The organism is Bradyrhizobium sp. INPA03-11B (genome assembly GCF_040446015.1).
Taxonomy (GTDB): Bacteria; Pseudomonadota; Alphaproteobacteria; order Rhizobiales; family Xanthobacteraceae; genus Bradyrhizobium; species Bradyrhizobium macuxiense_A.
The window spans coordinates 1-19,991 of record NZ_JASGSR010000041.1; the positions used below are offsets into that span (position 1 = coordinate 1).

Genomic DNA, 19,991 nt, shown 5'->3' on the forward strand with positions numbered 1-19,991 from the left:
TCTTGCCTGTCCCATCGACAAGGCAAACGCTCGAGCATTCCAAAGACACATCAATTCCTGCATAGTGGTACATGGTCGTCCCTCGATGATGCTTGGAGCGGGCTTGCCCGACTCCGTTGAACACCATCAGTTTGAGGGACGACCGCCTTCCAACCAACAGGCCGCTCGCGAGCGCGCTTCTATATCGCGCCGTAGCGAGCGGGCGGCCGGCCCGTTACCCCATCTACGGCTTCGTCACCGCCGCTCCCTGAAGAACTCGCGCAGCAGCGTCGCCGCCTCGGTCTCTCCCACCGCGCCATAGACCTCCGGCACGTGGTGGCAGGTCGGCTGCGCGAAGAACCGCACGCCGGACTCGACCGCGCCGCCCTTGGGGTCGGCGGCGCCGTAATACAGCCGGCGGATGCGGGCGAAGGAGATCGCGCCGGCGCACATCGTGCAGGGCTCGAGCGTGACGTAGAGGTCGCAGTCGACCAGCCGCTCGCTGCCGATGGCCTCGGCGGCCTGCCGGATCGCCAGAATCTCGGCGTGCGCGGTGGGGTCGCGGTCGGTCAATGTCCGGTTGCCGGCGGTGGCAATCACCTCATAGCCCCGCACAATGACGCATCCGATCGGAACTTCGCCCGATTTTCCGGCATTTTCGGCCGTTTTCAGCGCCAAATCCATGAAAGAAGGGGCCGACATGCCTCGTATCATCCGAAGAAACCTGCTAGTAGCTTCGCCTTCAGCAAAAGTGGATGCCGGTTTTGCGTCAAGCGCGCTGCCAACGGGGCGCGCACGACCGGTTGGCCCTTGCACCCCAATTGAACGCCCAGGCGAGAACATTCATGCCCCGCGATAGCGACAAACACAACGATTCCCGCGGCCGGCGTGATCGGCCCGGCGGCGGCCAGAGCCGCGCCGGCGGCGGCAAAGGCCGCTCCGGAGCCGCGCGTGGACCGGACAAGAAATTCGCCAAGCGCGGCTTTGCCGGCAAGGACTTCGCCGGCAAGGGCGACGGCGAGAAGCGGCCCTATCGCGGCGACCGCGAAGACCGTCCGCCGCGCCGCGATTTCGGCGACAAGCCCAGATTCAGCCGTGACGATCGTCCCCGTGGCGACCGGCCGTTCCGCGATCGGCCGGCGCGCGATGGCGAGGGCGGCAAGCGTCCGTTCAAGCCGCGCGGCGAGCGCCGCGATTTCGATGCAGGCGATCGTCCGCAGCGTGGTCCGCGGTCGGAGGGCCGGTCATCCGATCGCAAGTTCGGTGAAAAGCGGTCCTATGGCGATCGCGAGAAGCGTCCCTATACGCCGGGCGGCGACCGTGATGGCGAGAAGCGTTCCTTTGCTCCGCGCGGCGAGCGCGCCGAGCGCAAGTTCGACGACCGGAAGTTTTCGCGCGGCGATCGCGACAAGGGCTCGTTCCGCGACAAGGGCGAGGGCCGTCCGTTCCGCCGCCGCGAGGATGGCGATGCACCGCGCCGCGATTTCGGTGATCGGCCGCGCTTCAAGCGCGACCGCGACTTCGAGGGCCGCGACCGCGGTGACGAGAAGCCCTGGCAGAAGCGCGACCGCAAACCGCGCGACGACCGTGGCGGTGACGAGCGGCCGCGCTTTTCGCGACCGCGCGACGATCGCGGTGGCGATGAGCGTCCGCGGTTCTCCCGGTCCCGCGACGATCGTGAGCAGGGCGATCGTCCGAAGTTCAGCCGGCCGCGCTGGGATCGCGACGAAGACGGCGGCGATCGCCGCGACAATCGCCGGCGTGAGCGGCCCGAGGGCCGCACCGACTGGCAGGAGCATCCGCGCAGCGAGGGCCGCTTCTCCGACCGGCCGCGCCGCGACAATGAGGATGACAGCAGGATCTTCACGAAGCGCCCGGCGTTCGGCGGCCGCGGTGCCTATCGCGAGCGCGCCTCAGACGATCGCCGTGAGCGTCCCGAGCCGAAGCCGAAGAAATCAGGCGAACGCATCGCCAAGGTGCTGGCCCGCGCCGGTCTCGCCTCGCGCCGCGATGCCGAGGAGATCGTCACCCAGGGCCGTGTCACGGTCAACGGACGCGTGATCAACTCGCCGGCGCTCGATATCACCGACAACGACGTCGTGGCGGTCGACGGCAAGCCGTTGCCGCCGCGCGAGCGGACCCGGTTGTTCATGTATCACAAGCCGCGCGGGCTGATGACGACGCATGCCGATCCCGAGGGGCGGCCGACCGTGTTCGACAATCTGCCCGAGGGCCTGCCGCGGCTGATCTCGATCGGCCGGCTCGATTTCAACACCGAGGGCCTGTTGCTGCTGACCAATGACGGTGGCTTGGCGCGGACGCTGGAGCATCCCGACACCGGATGGCTGCGCCGCTATCGCGTGCGCGCGCATGGCGAGGTGACGCAGGCCCAGCTCGACCAGCTCAAGGACGGTGTCGAGGTCGACGGCGTCAAATACGGGCCGATCGATGCGACGCTGGAGCGCGACCAAAGCTCCAACGTCTGGGTGGTGTTCGCGATCCGCGAGGGCAAGAACCGCGAGGTGCGCAACGTGATGGCGCATCTCGGGCTCGAGGTGAACCGGCTGATCCGCATCTCCTATGGCCCGTTCCAGCTCGCCGAGCTCGAGGAGGGCAAGGTCGAGGAGGTCAAGACGCGGGTGCTGCGTGAGCAGCTCGGCGAGAAGATCGCCAAGATCGCCGGTGCCGACTTCACGCGGCCGGAGCAGCGTGACGTTGGCGACGATGCGCCCGCGAAGAAGCCGAAAGCCAAGCGCGAAACCATCAATGACCGCAAAGGCCGGCGCGTGCTGGTGCAGCGTACCGGCAGCGAGGAAGCCCGCGCCCGCAACGAGGACGAGGCCAACGGCTACGGCCCGCCGCGCCGCCCCAAGCGCGGCTATCACGGCAAGCGCGATCTCAAGCCGCAGGACGAGTAAGGCGGTCGCGATGGATGTCGCGCTTCTTCTTGAGGTCTCGGCAGCGAACACTGCATTCCCTCCCCCCTTGTGGGGGAGGGCCAGGGAGGGGGGTGCCACACGGGTGGTCTGCCCGTGGGGCACCCCCTTCCCCAACCCTTCCCCACAAGGGGGAAGGGAGCCCACCATCCCTGCCGAAACGGTGTGGTCGTAATGCGCGTTGTTGGTGGACGGCTGAAGGGCCGCAATCTCGCTTCGCCCTCCGGCCGCGAGATCCGGCCGACCGCGGACCGGTTGCGCGAGTCCGTGTTCAATATCCTGGTCCACGCCTACGACAACCCGATCGAGGACGCGCGCGTGCTCGATCTGTTTGCCGGCACCGGCGCGCTCGGCATCGAGGCGGCCTCGCGCGGCGCCAGGTTCACGCTGTTCGTCGACAATGGCGCCGAGGCGCGGGCGCTGCTGCGCAACAATGTCGAGTCGCTCGGCCTTGGCGGGACGACCAAGGTCTATCGCCGCGATGCCACCGACCTCGGACCGGCGCATCCGGTCGAGCCGTTCTCGCTGGTGTTTCTCGATCCGCCCTATGGCAAGGGCCTCGCCGACAAGGCGCTTGCCTCGCTGCGCAATGGCGGCTGGCTGACCCCGGGCGCGCTGCTCGTGGTGGAGGAAGCCAAGGCTGCGGCGTTTGCGGCGCCCGAGGGCTTCGAGGAAGTCGAGCGGCGCGCGTACGACGATACCGAATTCGTGTTCCTTCGCGAGAAAGTGTAGGGCGGATCAGCGCCGGCGTCATTTGACGACGTTATGCTGGATGCATGGCTGACACTCTCGCCATGCTCGCAAATCAATTGGAGGCGCGCGTCAAGGCGTTGCGCGGCGCAGGCGATGACGCGGCGCTGCTGGCGGCCGCCCGCGACGCCGCCGACGAGATCGAGCGCCATCCTGACGCGCCGGACAGTGACCGGACCGAAGCGTTGAAGGTTGCGCAGCGGTTGACGTTCAACGCGGCGGCGGATTGCTGGCCGGGCTGGAGCGTTTCGGACCGGCCGATCGACCCGGATCGTCTGCTGACGGCGCGCGAGCTCGCGGAGCGCTCGCTGCGTCTCGTCGAGAGGCTCGAGCTGGGGCCAATGCGCGTCGCAACCGGCATCTGGCTGGTCGGCGCCTTTGACCTGGCGCTCGGCCGCTACGACGAGGCGTCACGGCTGTTCGGCGATGCGCGCGGACAGTACGGGGCGGCGAATGCGCCCGGTCTCGTGCTGTTGGTGGATGGCTATGCTGCGATCGTGCGGCAGATCGGCAACCGCCCAGCCAGCGGCGATGATCTCGATCAGATCTGCGCCCGCATCGCGGCAGGCGGATTCAAGGACGGCGATGAATGGATCGCGCAGTTGCGTACCGCGCTAGAGGTGTTCGCGCGGTAGCCAGTTTGCAGGATAGGTGAGCGAAGTGAAACTACCAATTGAGATTTGCGGAGTGGCAGTTAGGGCAGATAGAAATATCGCCAACAACGTTTGCACTACAACGATGACACTTGCCGTGTTCGCGAGTGATATGGAGCGTTAGGGCTTTCGCCTCACGGAGATCAAAACCAAATCTTGAAATGGCAAGCTTTGCGCATTCGAGGCCACGAGCCCTGCACTCGTTAGCAAGCATCGCCTTATCTTGTGACGAAAGGGATTGCGGCCAAACAACATTCTGCTTGCATTTCCCGCAGGCAACGTAAGGGCGTCCATTTGGCTCTATAGTGAACATTAGAGCATCACCTTCGTCCGAACAGCTTCTCGATATCCGACAACTTCAACTCGACATAGGTCGGGCGGCCGTGGTTGCACTGGCCGGAGTTCGGCGTGTCTTCCATCTCGCGCAGCAGCGCGTTCATCTCTTCCGGCTTGAGGCGGCGCCCGGCGCGGACCGAGCCGTGGCAGGCCATGGTGGCGGCGACATGCATCAGCCGGCGCTCCAGCGGCAGCGCCTCGTCCCACTCGGCCATGTGCTCGGCGAGGTCGTGCAGGAGCCCGGCCGCATTGGCCTTGCCGAGCAGCGACGGTGTCTCGCGCACCGCGACCGCGCCGGGGCCGAAGGATTCGATCGCGAGCCCGAACGACGCCAGTTCCTCGGTGCGATCGAGCAACTTCTCGACGGTCGCCTCATCGAGCTCGACGATCTCGGGGATCAGCAGGATCTGCCGTTGCACGCCGTTCTTCGCAAGCGAGGCCTTCAGCCGCTCATAGACGATGCGCTCATGCGCGGCGTGCTGATCGACCACGATGAGGCCGTCGCGGGTCTGCGAGACGATATAGGTCTCGTGGATCTGGGTGCGTGCCGCCCCCAGCGGCCTGTCGAGCAGGTCGGGCGCGGGTGCCGCCTCGAACCGCACATCGGCGGTCGGCGTGCCGACGTCGAAGGCCGCCTGTCCGGGTTCGGCGAAGGCGGTCGCCGCCGCAGCGCTCTCGAAGCCGCGCATCGGACCAGCCGGATAGGACGGCGAGCTGCGCCAATCCCAATTGCCCGGGCGCGGTGGCGTGAAGGCCGGACGGAACGCCTGCAATGTCGCGCCGTCGGCGGTGTTGGCCGCGGTGCGCCGGCCTTCGCGCGCGAGACCGTCCTTGAGCGCATGCACGATCAGGGCGCGCACCAGGCCGGCATTGCGGAAGCGCACCTCGGTCTTGGCCGGATGCACATTGGCGTCGACCTCCTGCGGGTCGCAGGTCACGAACAACGCCACCACGGGATGGCGGTCGCGCGGCAGATAGTCGGAATAGGCCGCGCGCACCGCACCGAGGATCAGCTTGTCGCGCACCGGGCGGCCGTTGACGAACAGATATTGCCCGAGCGCGTTGGCGCGGGTCAGCGACGGTGCGGCGGCAAAGCCCTCGACCACGACGCCCTCGCGCTCGGATCGCACCTCGATCGCGCTGGCGCGAAAGTCCGCGCCCAGGATATCGCCGAGCCGCGTCAACCGGCCGGCCGCGCCGGGTAGCGCGGCTGCCCAGGTGACCGGCGCGCGTTCCTCGCCGGCGAGCGTGAAGGCGATGTCGGGGCGCGCCATGCCGAGGCGGCGCACCACCTCGCGGATCGCCTCGGCCTCGGTGCGGTCGGTCTTGAGGAATTTCAGCCGCGCCGGCGTGGCGTAGAACAGTTCATTGACCTCGACGCGGGTGCCCTGGCCGAGCGCAGCCGGCATGATCTCCGATTTCTCGCCGCCTTCGACCGACAGCGACCAGGCATGCGGCTCGCTGGCATGACGCGTGGTGATGCCGAGCTTGGCGACCGCGCCGATCGACGGCAGCGCCTCGCCGCGGAACCCGAGCGTGCGGATGCGCAGCAGGTCCTCGTCGTCGAGCTTGGAGGTGGCGTGGCGGTCGACCGCGAGCGCAAGGTCTGACCGCGTCATGCCGCCGCCGTCGTCGGTGATGCCGATCCGGCGCCGCCCACCGCCGTCGGTGAAGACGTCGATCCGGCTCGCGCCGGCGTCGATCGCGTTCTCGACCAGCTCCTTGACCACGCTCGCAGGGCGTTCGACCACCTCGCCGGCGGCGATGCGGTTGACGAGCTGTTCGGGAAGCTGGCGGACGGGCATGGATTGCGCGATCGGATTCGAGGTTGGCCGGCATTCTAGTCGGCTCGCCGGCCAAATGCATGGGCCGGTCCGCGAATGGCTGCCTTTAGCTGGGGATGGAGCCGGCCTATCGCCTTGAAGACACTCGCATTCGGCGGCCGGCGGTTACGCCCTACGTCGCGATTGTGGGGCCGCAGGCGCAGGTATATCGTTTAGAAAAATTATAAGTTCTTGCCGGAGGAACGCCATGTGCCATCTTTTCGCGCACCAGCCGCAACGCGACTATGAATCGCAGACCCGATCGTTGCGGATCGACGGCCATTGCACCTCGATCCGGCTGGAAATGTCGTTCTGGGATACGCTGGAGGAAATCGCGGCCAAGGAAGGCATGACGCTAGCCAAGTTCCTCACCACCTTGCACAACGAGGTGCTCGACCATCACGGCGAGGTCAACAATTTCGCGTCGCTCTTGCGCTGCTCCTGCCTGATCTATCGCGCCAAGGCTAATGCGCCGGCGGTCGTCCCGGACTATCGTCCCGCGACGGCGGCGATCATGGACGCGGCGGAATAGAATTTCCGTCCATCCGCGACCCAAAAGAAAAAGCGGCCTTGTCCCGACGGACAAGGCCGCTTCAGTTTGAGGGACCTAGATTTCCTTGCGCTGCATCGCGCCGGCGATGCTGTCGGCCTGGCGGATCGCCAGCGAGACGATCGTCAGCGTCGGGTTGCACGCCGCGCCTGATGTGAACTGGCTGCCGTCGGAGACGAACAGGTTCTTGATGTCGTGGGTCTGGCCAAACTTGTTGACCACGCCGTCGCGCGGCTTCTCGCTCATCCGGTTGGTGCCCATGTTGTGGGTCGAGGGATAGGGCGGCGTCGGATAGGTCACGGTGGCGCCGACCGCCTCATAGACCGCGGCGCCCTGCTTGTAGGCGTGATCGCGCATCGCGACGTCGTTCGGATGATCGTCGAAATGCACGCTCGCGACCGGCATGCCGAACTTGTCCTTGATCTTCGGATCCAGCGTGATGCGGTTGGTCTCCTGCGGCATGTCCTCGCCGACCAGCCACATGCCGGCCATCCGCGGATAACCCTCGATCGCACTGGTGAAGCTGCGGCCCCAGGCGCCGGGATTGAGGAACGCGGCCATGAAGGGCAGGCCGAGCGACAGCGTCTCCATCTCGTAGCCGCCGACGAAGCCGCGGCTCGGATTATTCTTGGCCTCGTCGCGGATAATGCCGGCCATCGTGGTGCCGCGATACATGTGCACCGACTTCTCGAAGCTCGCATACACGCTGCCGGTCATGTGCCGCATGTAGTTGCGGCCGACCTGGCCGGAGGAATTGGCGAGCCCGTCCGGGAACATGCTCGACGCACTGTTGAGCAACAGCCGGGGGCTCTCGATCGAGTTGCCGGCGACTGCGACCACGCGGGCCTTCTGGCGCTGCATCGCGCCGGTCGCATCGGCATAGACCACGCCGGTGACCTTGCCGGACTGGTCATGCTCGATCTTGATCACCATGCTGCCGGGGCGCACTTCGAGATTGCCGGTGGCTTCGCCCTTTGGGATCTCGGTGTAGAGCGTCGACCATTTGGCGCCCGACTTGCAGCCCTGGAAGCAGAAGCCGATCTGCTGGCAGGAGCCGCGGCCGTCGCGCGGCTCGCTGTTGATCGCCATCCGTCCGGTATGAACTTCCTTATAGCCAAGCTTCTTCGCGCCGGCCTCCATCACCTTGAAATTGTTGTTGCCGGGCAGTCCGGGAATGCCGTTGGTGCGGGTGACGCCCATCTTGTCCTCGGCCTTGGCGTAGTACGGCTCCATTTCGGCGAGCGTGATCGGCCAGTCCAGAAGATTGGCGCCGGGGATCGCGCCGTAGGCCGACTTGATCTTGAACTCGTGCTCATCGAAGCGCAGCGAGGCGCCGGCCCAGTGCGTGGTCGAGCCGCCGACCGCCTTCACGATCCAGGCCGGAAGGCCCGGAAAGTCCTGGTGGACCCGCCAGCTGCCCGATGTGCTGCGCGCGTCGGACCAGGCGAGCTGGGTGAAGCTGTCCCACTCATCGTTGACGAAGTCCTGGTTCTCGATGCGCGGACCGGCCTCCAGGATCACGACCTTGACGCCCTTCTGCGCCAGTTCATTGCCGAGCGTTCCGCCGCCGGCGCCGGAGCCGACGATCACGACAACGCCGCTGTCATTCAGATCGAATTTTGCCATTGTTTCCTCCCGACCCGTTCAAACCTTCGGCAGCCAATCGATGTCGGCGAAGCCGCGCTTGATGTAGCCGCCATGCTCGGCGGAGGAGCCCTCGTAGCCGAACCGCGGCCACACCTCCTTGTTGTTGTAGAGCGAGACGATGAGGTCGCCGCGGATCTTCTGGAAGAACGCGCTTGTCTCGATCTGCTGCAGCAGCGCGACGCGATCGTTTTCCCAGGCGAGCTGGGCATACGGCATCTTGTGGCGGTCGTTGGCCGCCGCATCGAGTCTCGCGACGCCGTCATTGATCAGCGATTTGACCGCCGGATCCTTGGCCGCCTTGTCATCCCACGGTTTCACTGCCGTGATGTAGTAGCTGTCGCCGAGGAAATCGTGCGGATAGATGTCGCGCGCTATCTTCAACAGCGTCTTCATCGTGGCCGGCGTTAGCGTCGAGGCGTCTTCGGCCCATGCATCGGTAATGCCGAGCCCGGTCGATGTCGCGATCGCGACGGCGGGTGCGGAGACGGCCGCGCCTTTGAGAAAGACACGCCGGTCATATTTGCTGCGTCGATCGATTTCTCTCATTGGTTTCCTCCATCAATTATTTTGTGGTTGCTCTATTGTTTGCGCATGATCGCTTCGGAAAACCGGTTCCCACTTTTCCGGATCATGCTCTAGCCGAAGCGCCCGCCGCGCTGGATCACCTCGATCTTGTAGCCGTCGGGATCGGAGACGAAGAAGAAGCGCGCCAGCGTCCGGCCGTCATGCTTGAAGTCGCGCAGCGGCCCGGGCGACAGCTTCTCTTTCTCGAAGCGCGCATGCTCGGCATCGACGTCATCGACGACGACGGCGAGGTGGCCGTAGCCGTCGCCGAGCACGTAGGGCTCCTTGCGATCGAAATTGACCGTGAGCTCGACCTCGAAGGGCGAGGACGGATGGCGCAGATAGATCAGCGCGAAATCGGGAAAGCGCAGATTGTCCACGATCTCGAGGCCGAATGCGCGGTGATAGAAGTCGAGCGCCCTGGCCTCGTCGAACACGCGGATCATCGAATGCACGGGTTTCGCCATTCAGTTCAGCTCCTTCAGATAGGCGATGATCATGGCGCGGGTCTCCGGCTTGGCCTGCCGATAGGCCATCACGCTGCCCGGGATCACCTCTTGCGGGTTGGTCAGCCAGGCATCGAGCCTGGCGTCGTCCCAGACGAAGTCAGCCTTGGCGAAGCCCGCGGAATATTTGAAGCCGTCAGCCTGGCCGGCATGGCGGCCGACGACCTTGTAGAGCGACGGTCCCTGCCGGACCGGATCCGACGTGTTTGACGTGTGGCAGGTCGCGCATTGCTGCTTGAACAGCGTCGCCCCATCGGGCGGCTTGGCGGCGGGCAGGGGCATTTGTGCAGCCGCAATTTGCACTGCAAGCATTGCGCTGCAAAATCCCAGCGCGAACGTCCATCCTGCAGCCCACCTTGCGCGCAGCTTTGTCATATACATCACCGCCCTCTGTGCAGTGACTGTAGGAGGCTGAAATCCGCCGTTGGTAGTAGCGGGCTGTTTCACAGCAGAACAAAGATGGGCGGTGGTTTGGCGCGGAACCGGTCGTTGCCGCATATGCGGACGACAAATCCGCAAAATGACCGCGAAATCCCTGCACGATCACCACACGACGCAGCTTGCATTGCGTGTGCGCCGTTTGCGGAAATTCAGTCTTGCGCGATGGGGTTTTAGGGTCGGCGCTGCAAACGGCGCACGACCTGCGCCGCACCTTCCATCGTCAATCAAAGTCCAGGAGAAATGATGACGTTTGCAAAAACCAGCGTGCTCGCCCTTGCCATCTCGGCCGCGATGGCCGGCCCCGTCCTGGCACAGGGAGCGGCTACACCCAATACCCAGCTTCGTGGCGGCGCGCCGGGCGCAGGAACGATGCAGCAGGGCGGCGGCATGTCCGGCAGCGGCGATGAGGAAATGGCGGCGCAGCCCGGAACGCCGACGCAGAAGGGCGGCACCGCTGCCAAGTCAGGCAGCAAGGGAACGGTCGGCAGCAGCAGCGGCCACGCGACGACGCCGAAGTCCGGCGGTTCCGAGATGGCCCCGGGAACCAAGAAGTACTAAAGCGCGATGAGATGTGCTGAAGCGCCATCGCGCTTTGGCTTCTTGTTTGAACATGATCTCCGCGCAAACGCGTTCTGCGTTTGCCTGATCTCGTCCCGCGATGATCGGATCCCGGATGCAGCGCATGCGCTGCGTCCGGTGCTCTTCAATCGTCGAAGCGGCGCGTGCCGCGGCCGGCCTTGATGTCGCTGCGGCGCTTCTTGCCTTCGAGCCGGCGTTGCTTGGACCCGAGCGTCGGCTTGGTCGGCCGCCGCGGTGTCGGTCGCACCATCGCTTCCCTCAGCATGTCGAGCAGCCGCTCGATTGCGTCCGCGCGATTGCGCTCCTGGGTGCGGAAGCGGAACGCCTGGATTACGATCACGCCGTCCTTGGTCATGCGGCTGCCGGCGAGCCGCGTCAGCCGCTGCGCGGCGTCCGGCGGCAGCGCAATCTTGTGCGTGTCGAAGCGGAGCTGGGCTGCGGTCGAGACCTTGTTGACATTCTGCCCGCCCGGACCGGAGGCGCGGACAAAGACGATCTCAATGTCGTTCTCGTCGATCGTAAGGTCGCGGGACACCCGCAGCATGACATCACCCGTGGAGGGAAGAATCGGCGGCCGCAGGATAGCGGGTTTGTGTTGCGTGTGCTCGGGGTGCGTGGATGCAGCGCTCGTGATGTCTACGGCGGCTTACCCCTCTCCCCAACCCTCCCCCACAAGGGGGGAGGGAGCCCTACCGCTTGCGCGTCCCTGACGATCGAAACGTCAGCGTTCGACGCGATCCGCGCGATCTGGGTGAGGATACGATGTGAGGTGAACACGCCTCGCAGGCTCCCTCCCCCCTTGCGGGGGAGGGTGGGGAGAGGGGTGGCCACAACGGAAGTGCGTGCGAAGAAACCGCGCGCCGAAGCGCTTCAGTTCGCCTTCGGCGGCGCCGACACCGGCTGCGCGGCGGCTTGCGGGGCGCGGCCGACGACCACGGTGAGCAGGCCGTTGCCCCACAGCCGGTTGGAGACCCGCTTGACGTCGTCGAGCGTCACCGCGTCGACGATGGCGCTGCGCTTCTCGATGTAGTCGATCGGCAGCTTGTCGAGCTGGTATTGCAGCATCGCCTGCGCGAGCTTGGAGGAGGTGTCGAGCGCCAGCATCTGCGAGCCCTTCAGATAGGACTTCGCCTCGTCGAGCTCCTGCTGCGTCGGACCTTGCTCGGCGATGCGGCGGATCTCCGCCTCGATCGCATCGATGGTCTCGCCGGCGCGGTCGGCGCGGGTGCCGGTGTTGCCGATGAACAGCGCGGAGTGATCCATCCAGAGCAGCGCCTCATAGATCGAGTAGGCCAGCCCGCGCTTCTCGCGCACTTCCTTGTAGAGCCGCGACGACAGCCCGCCGCCGCCGAGAATGTGGTTCACCACATAGGCGGCCATGAAATCAGGGTCGTGCCTGTTGATGCCGGGACCGCCGAAGGTGACGATGGTCTGCGGCACGTCGAGCGGGACAAAGGCGCGCTGCGGCGGCTTGGTCGCCACGACGTCGGGAACCGGCGTCAGTTCGGCCTTGGCCGGCAGGTCGCCAAAGGTCTTGTCGAGCAGCTTGCCGAGCGTGTCGGCGTCGACGTCGCCGACAACGGCGATCCGCAGCGTATCCTTGGCGATGATGCGGCGGACATAGTCCTTGAGGTCGGAGATCTCGATGGTCGGCACGCTTTCGAGCGTGCCGGTTGCCGTCCTGCCATAGGGATGATCGCCGAAAGCGAGCTCGAGGAACTTGCGGCCGGACAGCGAGGACGGATTGGTCGATTCGCGGCGCAGGTTCGAGATCACCTGGGCGCGGATGCGTTCGACGTCCTTCGGCTCGAACCGCGGCGAGGTCAGCGCCATCCGCAGCAGGTCGTAGGCTTCGTCCTTGTTGTCCTTGAGCATACGCAGCGAACCGCGGAACTGGTCGCGGTTGGACTGGAAGCTGAGCTCGATGGCGCGGCGCTCGAGCCGCTCATGATAGGTCTTGGAATCGAGATCGCCGGAGCCCTCGTCGAGCAGGTCGGCGACCAGATTGCCGACGCCGGACTTGCCGGGCGGATCCTGGCTGGCGCCGCCGCCGAAGGAATATTCCATCGCGATCAGCGGCACGGTCGCGTCCTGCACGAACCAGGCCTCGATGCCGCCGGGCGATACCAGACGCTGGATTTTGGCCGCGGCCTGCGAGGGCACTGACGTCAGCGTCAGCAGCGCGGCGCAGGCGCCGCCGATCAGCGCCGCGCGGCGGGTGAGGGAATAGATCACGAGCGCTTCTCCTCGCGTTTCGGCGCAGTATCCTTGATCAGATAGCCGGTCACCGACCGCTTCTTGTCGAGCCAGGTGGCGGCTGCGGCGCGCACCTGCTCGGCGGTGACGGCGCGAATGCGTTCCGGCCAGCTTCTTATGTCGTCGATGCTCAAGCCCGTGGTCAGCGCGCCGCCATACCAGCGCGCCAGCGTCGCCTGGTTGTCCTGGGCGTAGATCGCTTCCGCAATGAGCTGGGTCTTGACCCGCTCGAGATCCTCGGCGCGCGCGGGGTTCTGCGCGAGATCGGCGATCACCTTGTCGATCGCGTCCTCGATCTGGGCGAACTCGACGCCCGGCTTAGGCGTCGCCGAGATCGAGAATTGCGACGGATCGAGCGCGGTGCCCTGATAGCCGGCGCCGGTCGAGATCGCGAGGCCCTTGTCGATCACCAGCGAGCGATAGAGGTAGGAGTTGGCGCCGCCGCCCATCAATTGCGCCAGCACGTCGAGCGCCTGGCTCTCGCCGGCCGCCCCTGTCGTCGCCGAGGGCACCAGATAGTAGCGGCGCAAGTTCGGCTGCTCCACGCGCGGATCCGACAGCGTCACGGTGCGCGGCGCGGCCGGTGTCGGCTCCTGCGGCCGGACGCGCTTCTCGGCGATTGCCTTCTGCGCCGGGATCGGGCCGAAATTCTTCTCGACCAGCGGGCGGATATCCTTGACGTCGACATCGCCTGCGATGACCAGGATCGCGTTGTTCGGCGCGTAGAAGCGCCGGTAGAAGGCGAGCGCATCCTCGCGGTCGAGCTTCTCGATCTCCTGATGCCAGCCGATCACCGGCCGGCCGTAGGGATGGTTGAGATAGAGCGCGGCCATGATCTGCTCGGTGAGCCGGGCATCCGGGTTGTTGGCAACCCGCATGTTGAACTCCTCGAGCACGACGTCGCGCTCGGGCAGCACGTTCTCGTCCTTCAGGATCAGGCCGGTCATGCGGTCGGCCTCGAATTCCATCATGGTGGGCAGCTGCTCGCGCGGCACGCGCTGGAAGTAGCCGGTGTAGTCGTTGGAGGTGAAGGCGTTCTCGTTGCCGCCGACGCGCAGCACGGTCTGCGAGAACTCGCCGACCGGGTGCTTGGCGGTGCCCTTGAACATCAGATGCTCGAGGAAATGCGCGAGGCCCGATTTGCCGGGCGTCTCGTCAGCGGAGCCGACCTTGTACCAGATCATCTGCGTCACGACCGGCGTGCGGTGATCGGGGATCACCACGACCTGCAGGCCGTTGTCGAGCGTGAAGCTCGCTGGGCGTTCCGAGGTGACGGTGGTCTGGGCGCGGAGGCCGGTCGCCGACAGCGGGATGGTTGAAACAAAGGCGGCAGCGAACAGGGCAATCGATCGGCGTAAGGGCATCATGGTCCTTATGAAAGCCCGGACACACAGCCGGGGCGCGAAAGCAAGCCATCGTACACGGTCGTCTCCGTGCCCGTCCTCACGAAGCGGAGAGACGGACGTCCACCCGCATTAAGCTTTGCTCATGTCAGCCTTCGCCCGCGGAGGCTAAGCGGTCACTGCACCGGTTTTCCGGTCATGACGTCGTACTGGCCCTCTTTCGCCATCGGCTGCATCGGGCCGGTGCCATAGGCAAAGCCCGAAGACGGCGTCTGGTAGCCCGGGGGCGGCTCGGTCAGCGAGTCGCGCGTCGGCTCGCCCTTGAACGGCTTGGACTCGCTGCTGTTTCCCTTGAACATGCCAAGGAGGCCGCCGGTGTAGCCGAGCTGGCTCGGCATCAGCGACGGATTGGTGGTCGCGCCGGGCTCCAGCGGCTCCTTGCGGCCGTCGGTGGCGGTCTGCTGCTTCCGTCCGGCCTCGATCTCGGCCTGCGTCAGCGGCATGGCTTGTTGCCACGGCTCCTTCTTGACTTCCTTCTTGCGCGCCGCGATCGCGGCCTTGCGGGCGGCGATATCAGGGTCCTTCGGCCAGTTCGGCGCGTTGACCTGCGTGGTCGAGGCGGGCGGCGGCAGGTCGAGCTTCGGCGGCACCACCAGCGGCGAGCGCTCGCGGTAGTCGATGCCCTTGCTGGCGGCGCTCTTGGCGCCGAGCCCGGTCATCAGATTGTCGATGATCCGCTCTTCGAAGGTCAGGCCGTCATCGCCGTCATCTTCATCGTCGCCGGCGCGCACCGGGCCAGCGGTCATCACGAGGCCGATCCCGGCCGCAACGAAAGCCAGACGCAGGCCGCGCATCAGCGGCAGCCGGGACGTCTCGATCAGGTAACCGCGGGCTTTGGTGTTGCGCATCGCGCTATTCCCATCTCAAAATTCGCCAGAGCGATCACTGGCTTACCGCTCAGTTCCGCTGGGTGCAGGTCGGCCGCCGATCGGCTCGTATCGGCCGGGATCAGGGCGCTTTTACGGCGTGGGTCCCCATGACGGAATCATACAATAGGGCCGCCACGCCAGCAACGATCGCCACGTCGGCGAGGTTGAAGATGTACCAATTATAGGTTTTTCCGGCGATCTCGACGTGAAACAGGGCGAAATCGACCACCGCGCCGTAGGCGAAGCGGTCGATCCCGTTCCCGATGGCGCCGCCGATGATCAGGCCGAGCGATAGTGTCGCGAGCCAGGTCCGCGACCGCGCCATCCAGATCGCCAGCGCGATCACGGCGGCGGCCTTGATCACCATCAGCAGGATCTGGGCGGCAGGGGTCTCGCTCTGGAACCAGCCGAAGCTGATGCCGGGATTCCAGGCCAGCACCAGGTCGAAGAACGGCGTCACCGTCACCGGCGCGTGGTGCGCGATGTCGAGGACATGGAGCAGCCAGAGCTTGGAGGCCTGGTCGGCGATCAGGGTGATGACCGCCGCCAGCACACCGGCGCGAACGGGAGAGGTCATCGGCTTCCCGCTAGAGGCGTCGTCCCGGCGAAGGCCGGGACCCATACGCCGTGTCGGGTATTGCTTGAATGACTCGGGGTCATCAGTCTTCGTCCGTTATAGACAGCCGTGGTTATGGGTCCCGGCCCCCGTGCGCAATTGCGCACCAGGCCGGGACGACGGTAGATGTTAGGCCGTGACCCCCAGCGCCTTCCATTCACGCAGCGCCTGCGCGTCGCGCGGCGAGACGTCGGGATACTCAGGATCCTCGCCGACCGTGGGGAGGATTTTCCACGAACGGGCGCATTTGGTGCCGACCGCTTTCTCGACCACCACGGCAACGCTCGGCACCGCATCGAGGCGGAACGCCGTGGCCGGCGCCTCGCCCTCACGCACCTCGTAGTTCGAGGTGATGCAGACTTCGGCGAGATCGATGTCGAACAGCGTGGCCAGCATCTCGCGGTCGGCGATGTAGATCACCGGCGATGCTTCGAGCGATGAGCCGATGGTCTTGTCCTTGCGCTCCAGTTCGAGCGCGCCGGTGACGACGCGGCGGACGTTGCGGATCGTCTCCCACTTCGCGGCGAGGGCATCGTTGCGGAACTGCTCGAGGCCTTCCGGGAACAGCGTGAGGTGCACCGAAGGCTCGGCGTTCGGCCGGTACATCCGCCAGGCTTCGTCGGTGGTGAAACTCAGGATCGGCGCCAGCCATTTCAGGATCGCGTCGCACAGCAGGTCGATCGTGGTCAGCGCCGCCTTGCGCGCCACCGAGGACGGCGGATCGCAATACAGCGTGTCCTTGCGGATGTCGAAGTAGAACGCCGACAGTTCGGAGTTCATGAAGGCGGCGAGCGTTGCGACCACGGTCTTGTAGTCGAACGCGGCATAGGCCTTGCGGATGGTCTCGGTATGGCCGGCCAGTTCGTGCAGCATCAGCCGCTCGAGCTCGGGCATCTCGGCGAAGGCGACCTTCTCAGTCTGCTTGAAGTGATGCAGCGTGCCGAGCATCCAGCGGATCGAGTTGCGCAGCTTGCGATAGGTCTCGATGGTGTTCTTCAGGATCTCCGGACCGATGCGCTGATCGTCGGCATAGTCGGTGGCGCAGACCCACAGGCGCAGGATGTCAGCGCCGGAATCCTTGATCACCTTCTGCGGCTCGACCGTGTTGCCGAGCGATTTCGACATCTTGCGGCCGTTCTCGTCGAGCGTGAAGCCGTGGGTCAGCACGATGTCGTAAGGCGCGCGGCCGCGGGTGCCGGCGCTTTCCAGCAGCGAGGAGTGGAACCAGCCGCGATGCTGATCGCTGCCTTCCAGATACATCACGGTGTCGTTGCCGCCATCGACCTTGCGGACGATGTTGCCGAGCTGCGGGAAGTTCTGGCGGTCTTCCAGCACGAAGGCGTGGGTGGAGCCGGAATCGAACCAGACGTCACAGATGTCGTCGACCTTCTTCCAGTTCTCCGACGCGCGGCTCCCGAGGAAGCGCTCGCGGGCGCCGTCCATGTACCAGGCGTCGGCGCCTTCCTCCATGAACGCCTCGGTGATGCGCTGGTTGACGACCTCGTCCTGCAGGATCTCGGCCGAGCCGTCAGCCTTCTCACGCACGAACACGGCGATCGGCACGCCCCAGGCGCGCTGCCGCGAGATCACCCAGTCCGGGCGGTTGGCGATCATGCCGTTGATGCGGTTCTCGCCGGCCGGCGGCACCCATTGGGTGACCGAGATCGCGTGCAGCGCGCGGGCGCGCAGCGTGTCGCCCTTCTTGGCGTGGCCGTGCTCCGCGATGGGCTTGTCCATCGCGATGAACCATTGCGGCGTGTTGCGGAAGATCACCGGCTTCTTGGAGCGCCAGGAATGCGGGTACTGGTGCTTGAGGCGGCCGCGCGCGAGCAGCTTGCCGGCCTCGATCAGCGCCTTGATCACGGCCTCGTTGGCATCGCCCTTCTCGCCCTTGTCGTTGAGCACGCGTTTTCCGGTGAAGCCCGGCGCCTGCGCGGTGAAGGCGCCGTTCTCGTCGACGGTGTAGGGGATCGCCGTCGGGATGCCGCGCGCATCGAGCTCACGGGTGTTGGCCGTCCAGACGTCGAAGTCCTCGCGGCCGTGGCTCGGCGCGGTGTGCACGAAGCCGGTGCCGGTGTCGTCGGTGACGTGCTCGCCTGATAGCAGCGGCACGATGAATTCGTAGCCGCCGCCAAAGCCCTTCAACGGATGCGCGCATTCCACGGCGTCGAGCGTGTCGCCGGGGATATCGCGGACCTTCTCATAGGACGTGACGCGGGCCTGCTTGAACACTTCGGCGGCGAGCGCATCGGCCAGGATCAAGAGATCGCCGGTCTTCGCCCAATTGTCCGCGGGCGCATCCGTCACCTTGTAGAGGCCGTAGCCGATCTTCGGCGAGAACGAGATCGCGCGGTTGCCGGGCAACGTCCATGGCGTGGTGGTCCAGATCACGACCGACGCGTTGGCCAGCGCGCCATGCGCCGGCGAGGTGACCGGGAATTTCACCCACACCATGTCGGAGGTGTAGTCCTCGTATTCGACCTCGGCTTCGGCCAGCGCGGTCTTCTCGACCACGCTCCACATCACGGGCTTGGAGCCGCGATACAGCGTGCCGTTGGCGGCGAACTTCATCAGCTCGCGGGCGATCTGCGCCTCGGCCGGATAGCTCATGGTCTGGTAGGGATGATCCCAGTCGCCGATGATGCCGAGCCGCTTGAACTCCTCGCGCTGCACGTTGATCCAGTGCGTCGCATAGGCGCGGCATTCCCGGCGGAACGCGACCATCGCGGCGGAGTCGCGGAAGTCCGGCTTCTGCTTGCCCTTGGACCGGTAGTTCTCCTCCTCGATCTTCCATTCGATCGGCAGGCCGTGGCAGTCCCAGCCCGGCACGTAATTGGAGTCGAAGCCGAGCATCTGCTGGCTCTTGGTCACGACGTCCTTGAGGATCTTGTTCAGCGCGTGCCCGATATGGATGTTGCCGTTGGCGTAGGGCGGGCCGTCATGCAGCACGAATTTGGCGCGACCCTCGGCTTCCCGGCGCAGCCTGTCGTAGAGCCCGATGTCGTTCCAGTATTTCAGGATTTCCGGCTCGCGCTGGGGCAGGCCGGCGCGCATCGGGAATTCCGTCTGCGGCAGGTAAAGGGTCTTGGAATAGTCGTTAGCTTCGGTCTTTTGCGGCTTGTCGGACATGAAAGCTCTGATTTGGCAGGTGCGGGCGCGGAAACGCGATCAATCGCGGGTGAAAACGGCGAAAGTCCCGGTCTTGCGCCGAGCCTTGAGGCTCAGGCGGAAGCCGGGCCGCTAATCCGTATGATGCGCCGCGAAAACATGGGGTTTCCATAGCAGCCAAGCGGGAAATCGCAAAGCCCCCGGTGGCCGGCGGACCGTTCCGCGGGACCGCCCCTGGAGCGGGATGAATTTAGGGTGAGCCGGGGCAGCGGCGGAGGTGCCACCTCTCCCTTGGGAGAGGTCGATTTGCGCAGCAAATCGGGTGAGGGGGTACGGTCTATCGAGAGAACGAGAGCCCTCACCCGGCGCTGCGCGCCGACCTCTCCCCGCCGGGGAGAGGTGGGCCGAGCCCGCGGTCAAACTGATCTAACGTTCATCCCGCGCTGGGCTGCCGCCGCCGGGCCGGATTTCCGGCCACGATGGTGCCGGCCGCGACGTCCCGCGTCACCACGCTGCCGGCGCCGACTAGGGCGCCGTCGCCGATCGTGACGCCGGGCAGGATGATGGCGCCCCCGCCGATCCAGACGTCGCTGCCGATCCGGATCTGGCGGCCGAATTCCAGCCCGGCGCGCCGGGTTTCGGCATCGCGCGGGTGGTCGGCGGTATAGATCTGCACCGCGGGCCCGATCTGGGTGCGGTCGCCGATCACGACCGTGACCACGTCGAGGATGACGCAGTTGAAGTTGAGGAACACGCCGTCGCCGAGGCTGATATTACTGCCATAGTCGCAGAAGAACGGCGGGCGGATCACGGCGCCCTTGCCGACCTTGCGGAAGCGCTCGGCGAGCAGCGCGTGCAATTCGCCCGCGGAGGACGCGCCCGATGCGTTGTAGCGCGCCATCCAATGTTCCGCCGCGGTATGGTCGGCGGCAAGCTCCGCATCCGGGCGATAGAGTTCGCCCGCCAGCATTTTCT

At 65.8% G+C, this 19,991-nt stretch carries 18 protein-coding genes; 5 read left to right on the plus strand and 13 right to left on the minus strand.

The genetic code is table 11. The annotated features are described in order from the left end of the window. Window positions 1-234: 234 nt before the first annotated feature. Window positions 235-693: a nucleoside deaminase gene (locus QMZ05_RS18855; RefSeq protein ID WP_353702156.1), complete on the minus strand. Its 459-nt coding sequence runs from the start codon at window positions 691-693 to the stop codon at window positions 235-237. Window positions 694-824: 131 nt separating this feature from the next. Between QMZ05_RS18855 and QMZ05_RS18860 the strand changes: the two genes are divergently transcribed. From QMZ05_RS18860 to QMZ05_RS18870, 3 genes are all read left to right on the plus strand, one after another. After that, window positions 825-2,897, plus strand: coding sequence for a pseudouridine synthase (locus tag QMZ05_RS18860; RefSeq protein ID WP_353702109.1), 2,073 nt, complete (start codon window positions 825-827; stop codon window positions 2,895-2,897). A 183-nt stretch (window positions 2,898-3,080) separates the two neighbouring features. Beyond that, on the plus strand, window positions 3,081-3,647 hold the full coding sequence (gene rsmD, locus QMZ05_RS18865; protein ID WP_353702110.1) for a 16S rRNA (guanine(966)-N(2))-methyltransferase RsmD: 567 nt from the start codon (window positions 3,081-3,083) through the stop codon (window positions 3,645-3,647). A 77-nt stretch (window positions 3,648-3,724) separates the two neighbouring features. Continuing rightward, entirely contained in the window at window positions 3,725-4,300 is a 576-nt protein-coding gene (locus QMZ05_RS18870; protein ID WP_353702111.1) for a hypothetical protein, read from the plus strand. 338 nt (window positions 4,301-4,638) lie between these two features. Here QMZ05_RS18870 and mutL read toward each other — a convergent pair whose 3' ends face one another. Continuing rightward, window positions 4,639-6,459 carry a DNA mismatch repair endonuclease MutL gene (mutL, locus tag QMZ05_RS18875; protein ID WP_353702112.1) on the minus strand — a complete coding sequence of 607 codons (1,821 nt, stop codon included), beginning with the start codon at window positions 6,457-6,459 and terminating at the stop codon, window positions 4,639-4,641. 226 nt (window positions 6,460-6,685) lie between these two features. Between mutL and QMZ05_RS18880 the strand changes: the two genes are divergently transcribed. Beyond that, complete coding sequence (locus QMZ05_RS18880) at window positions 6,686-7,009, plus strand: ribbon-helix-helix domain-containing protein (RefSeq protein ID WP_353702113.1); 324 nt, start codon at window positions 6,686-6,688, stop codon at window positions 7,007-7,009. Window positions 7,010-7,084: 75 nt separating this feature from the next. On the opposite strand, the gene QMZ05_RS18885 is transcribed toward QMZ05_RS18880, so the two are convergent. The 4 genes from QMZ05_RS18885 to QMZ05_RS18900 all read right to left on the minus strand — a co-directional run bounded on the left by QMZ05_RS18885 (window position 7,085) and on the right by QMZ05_RS18900 (window position 10,026). Beyond that, entirely contained in the window at window positions 7,085-8,653 is a 1,569-nt protein-coding gene (locus tag QMZ05_RS18885; RefSeq protein WP_353702114.1) for a GMC family oxidoreductase, read from the minus strand. 18 nt (window positions 8,654-8,671) lie between these two features. Further along, window positions 8,672-9,220, minus strand: coding sequence for a gluconate 2-dehydrogenase subunit 3 family protein (locus QMZ05_RS18890; RefSeq protein WP_353702115.1), 549 nt, complete (start codon window positions 9,218-9,220; stop codon window positions 8,672-8,674). 89 nt (window positions 9,221-9,309) lie between these two features. Beyond that, a complete protein-coding gene (locus QMZ05_RS18895; RefSeq protein ID WP_353702116.1) occupies window positions 9,310-9,705 on the minus strand; it encodes a VOC family protein in 396 nt (131 codons plus the stop codon). Continuing rightward, window positions 9,706-10,026 carry a c-type cytochrome gene (locus tag QMZ05_RS18900; RefSeq protein WP_353702117.1) on the minus strand — a complete coding sequence of 107 codons (321 nt, stop codon included), beginning with the start codon at window positions 10,024-10,026 and terminating at the stop codon, window positions 9,706-9,708. Between the two features lie 402 nt (window positions 10,027-10,428). Here QMZ05_RS18900 and QMZ05_RS18905 point away from each other — a divergent pair, with 402 nt between their 5' ends. Continuing rightward, a complete protein-coding gene (locus QMZ05_RS18905) occupies window positions 10,429-10,743 on the plus strand; it encodes a hypothetical protein (protein ID WP_353702118.1) in 315 nt (104 codons plus the stop codon). Between the two features lie 145 nt (window positions 10,744-10,888). Here the strand turns inward: QMZ05_RS18905 and arfB are convergent, their stop codons facing one another. From arfB to QMZ05_RS18940, 7 genes are all read right to left on the minus strand, one after another. Further along, window positions 10,889-11,308, minus strand: a complete 420-nt coding sequence (gene arfB / locus QMZ05_RS18910) for an alternative ribosome rescue aminoacyl-tRNA hydrolase ArfB (protein ID WP_353702119.1) — start codon at window positions 11,306-11,308, stop codon at window positions 10,889-10,891. Window positions 11,309-11,634: 326 nt separating this feature from the next. Beyond that, the gene (locus tag QMZ05_RS18915; RefSeq protein WP_353702157.1) at window positions 11,635-12,969 is read right to left on the minus strand and encodes a pitrilysin family protein; all 1,335 of its coding nucleotides are present in this window, start codon (window positions 12,967-12,969) and stop codon (window positions 11,635-11,637) included. A gap of 26 nt (window positions 12,970-12,995) precedes the next feature. After that, window positions 12,996-14,387, minus strand: a complete 1,392-nt coding sequence (locus tag QMZ05_RS18920; protein ID WP_353702120.1) for a pitrilysin family protein — start codon at window positions 14,385-14,387, stop codon at window positions 12,996-12,998. Window positions 14,388-14,539: 152 nt separating this feature from the next. Beyond that, window positions 14,540-15,271, minus strand: coding sequence for a hypothetical protein (locus QMZ05_RS18925; RefSeq protein ID WP_353702121.1), 732 nt, complete (start codon window positions 15,269-15,271; stop codon window positions 14,540-14,542). 100 nt (window positions 15,272-15,371) lie between these two features. Continuing rightward, window positions 15,372-15,869, minus strand: coding sequence for a signal peptidase II (gene lspA / locus QMZ05_RS18930; RefSeq protein ID WP_353702122.1), 498 nt, complete (start codon window positions 15,867-15,869; stop codon window positions 15,372-15,374). A 168-nt stretch (window positions 15,870-16,037) separates the two neighbouring features. Beyond that, on the minus strand, window positions 16,038-19,037 hold the full coding sequence (ileS, locus tag QMZ05_RS18935; RefSeq protein WP_353702123.1) for an isoleucine--tRNA ligase: 3,000 nt from the start codon (window positions 19,035-19,037) through the stop codon (window positions 16,038-16,040). A gap of 412 nt (window positions 19,038-19,449) precedes the next feature. Next, a complete protein-coding gene (locus QMZ05_RS18940; protein ID WP_353702158.1) occupies window positions 19,450-19,986 on the minus strand; it encodes a sugar O-acetyltransferase in 537 nt (178 codons plus the stop codon). Between the last annotated feature and the right edge of the window lie 5 nt (window positions 19,987-19,991).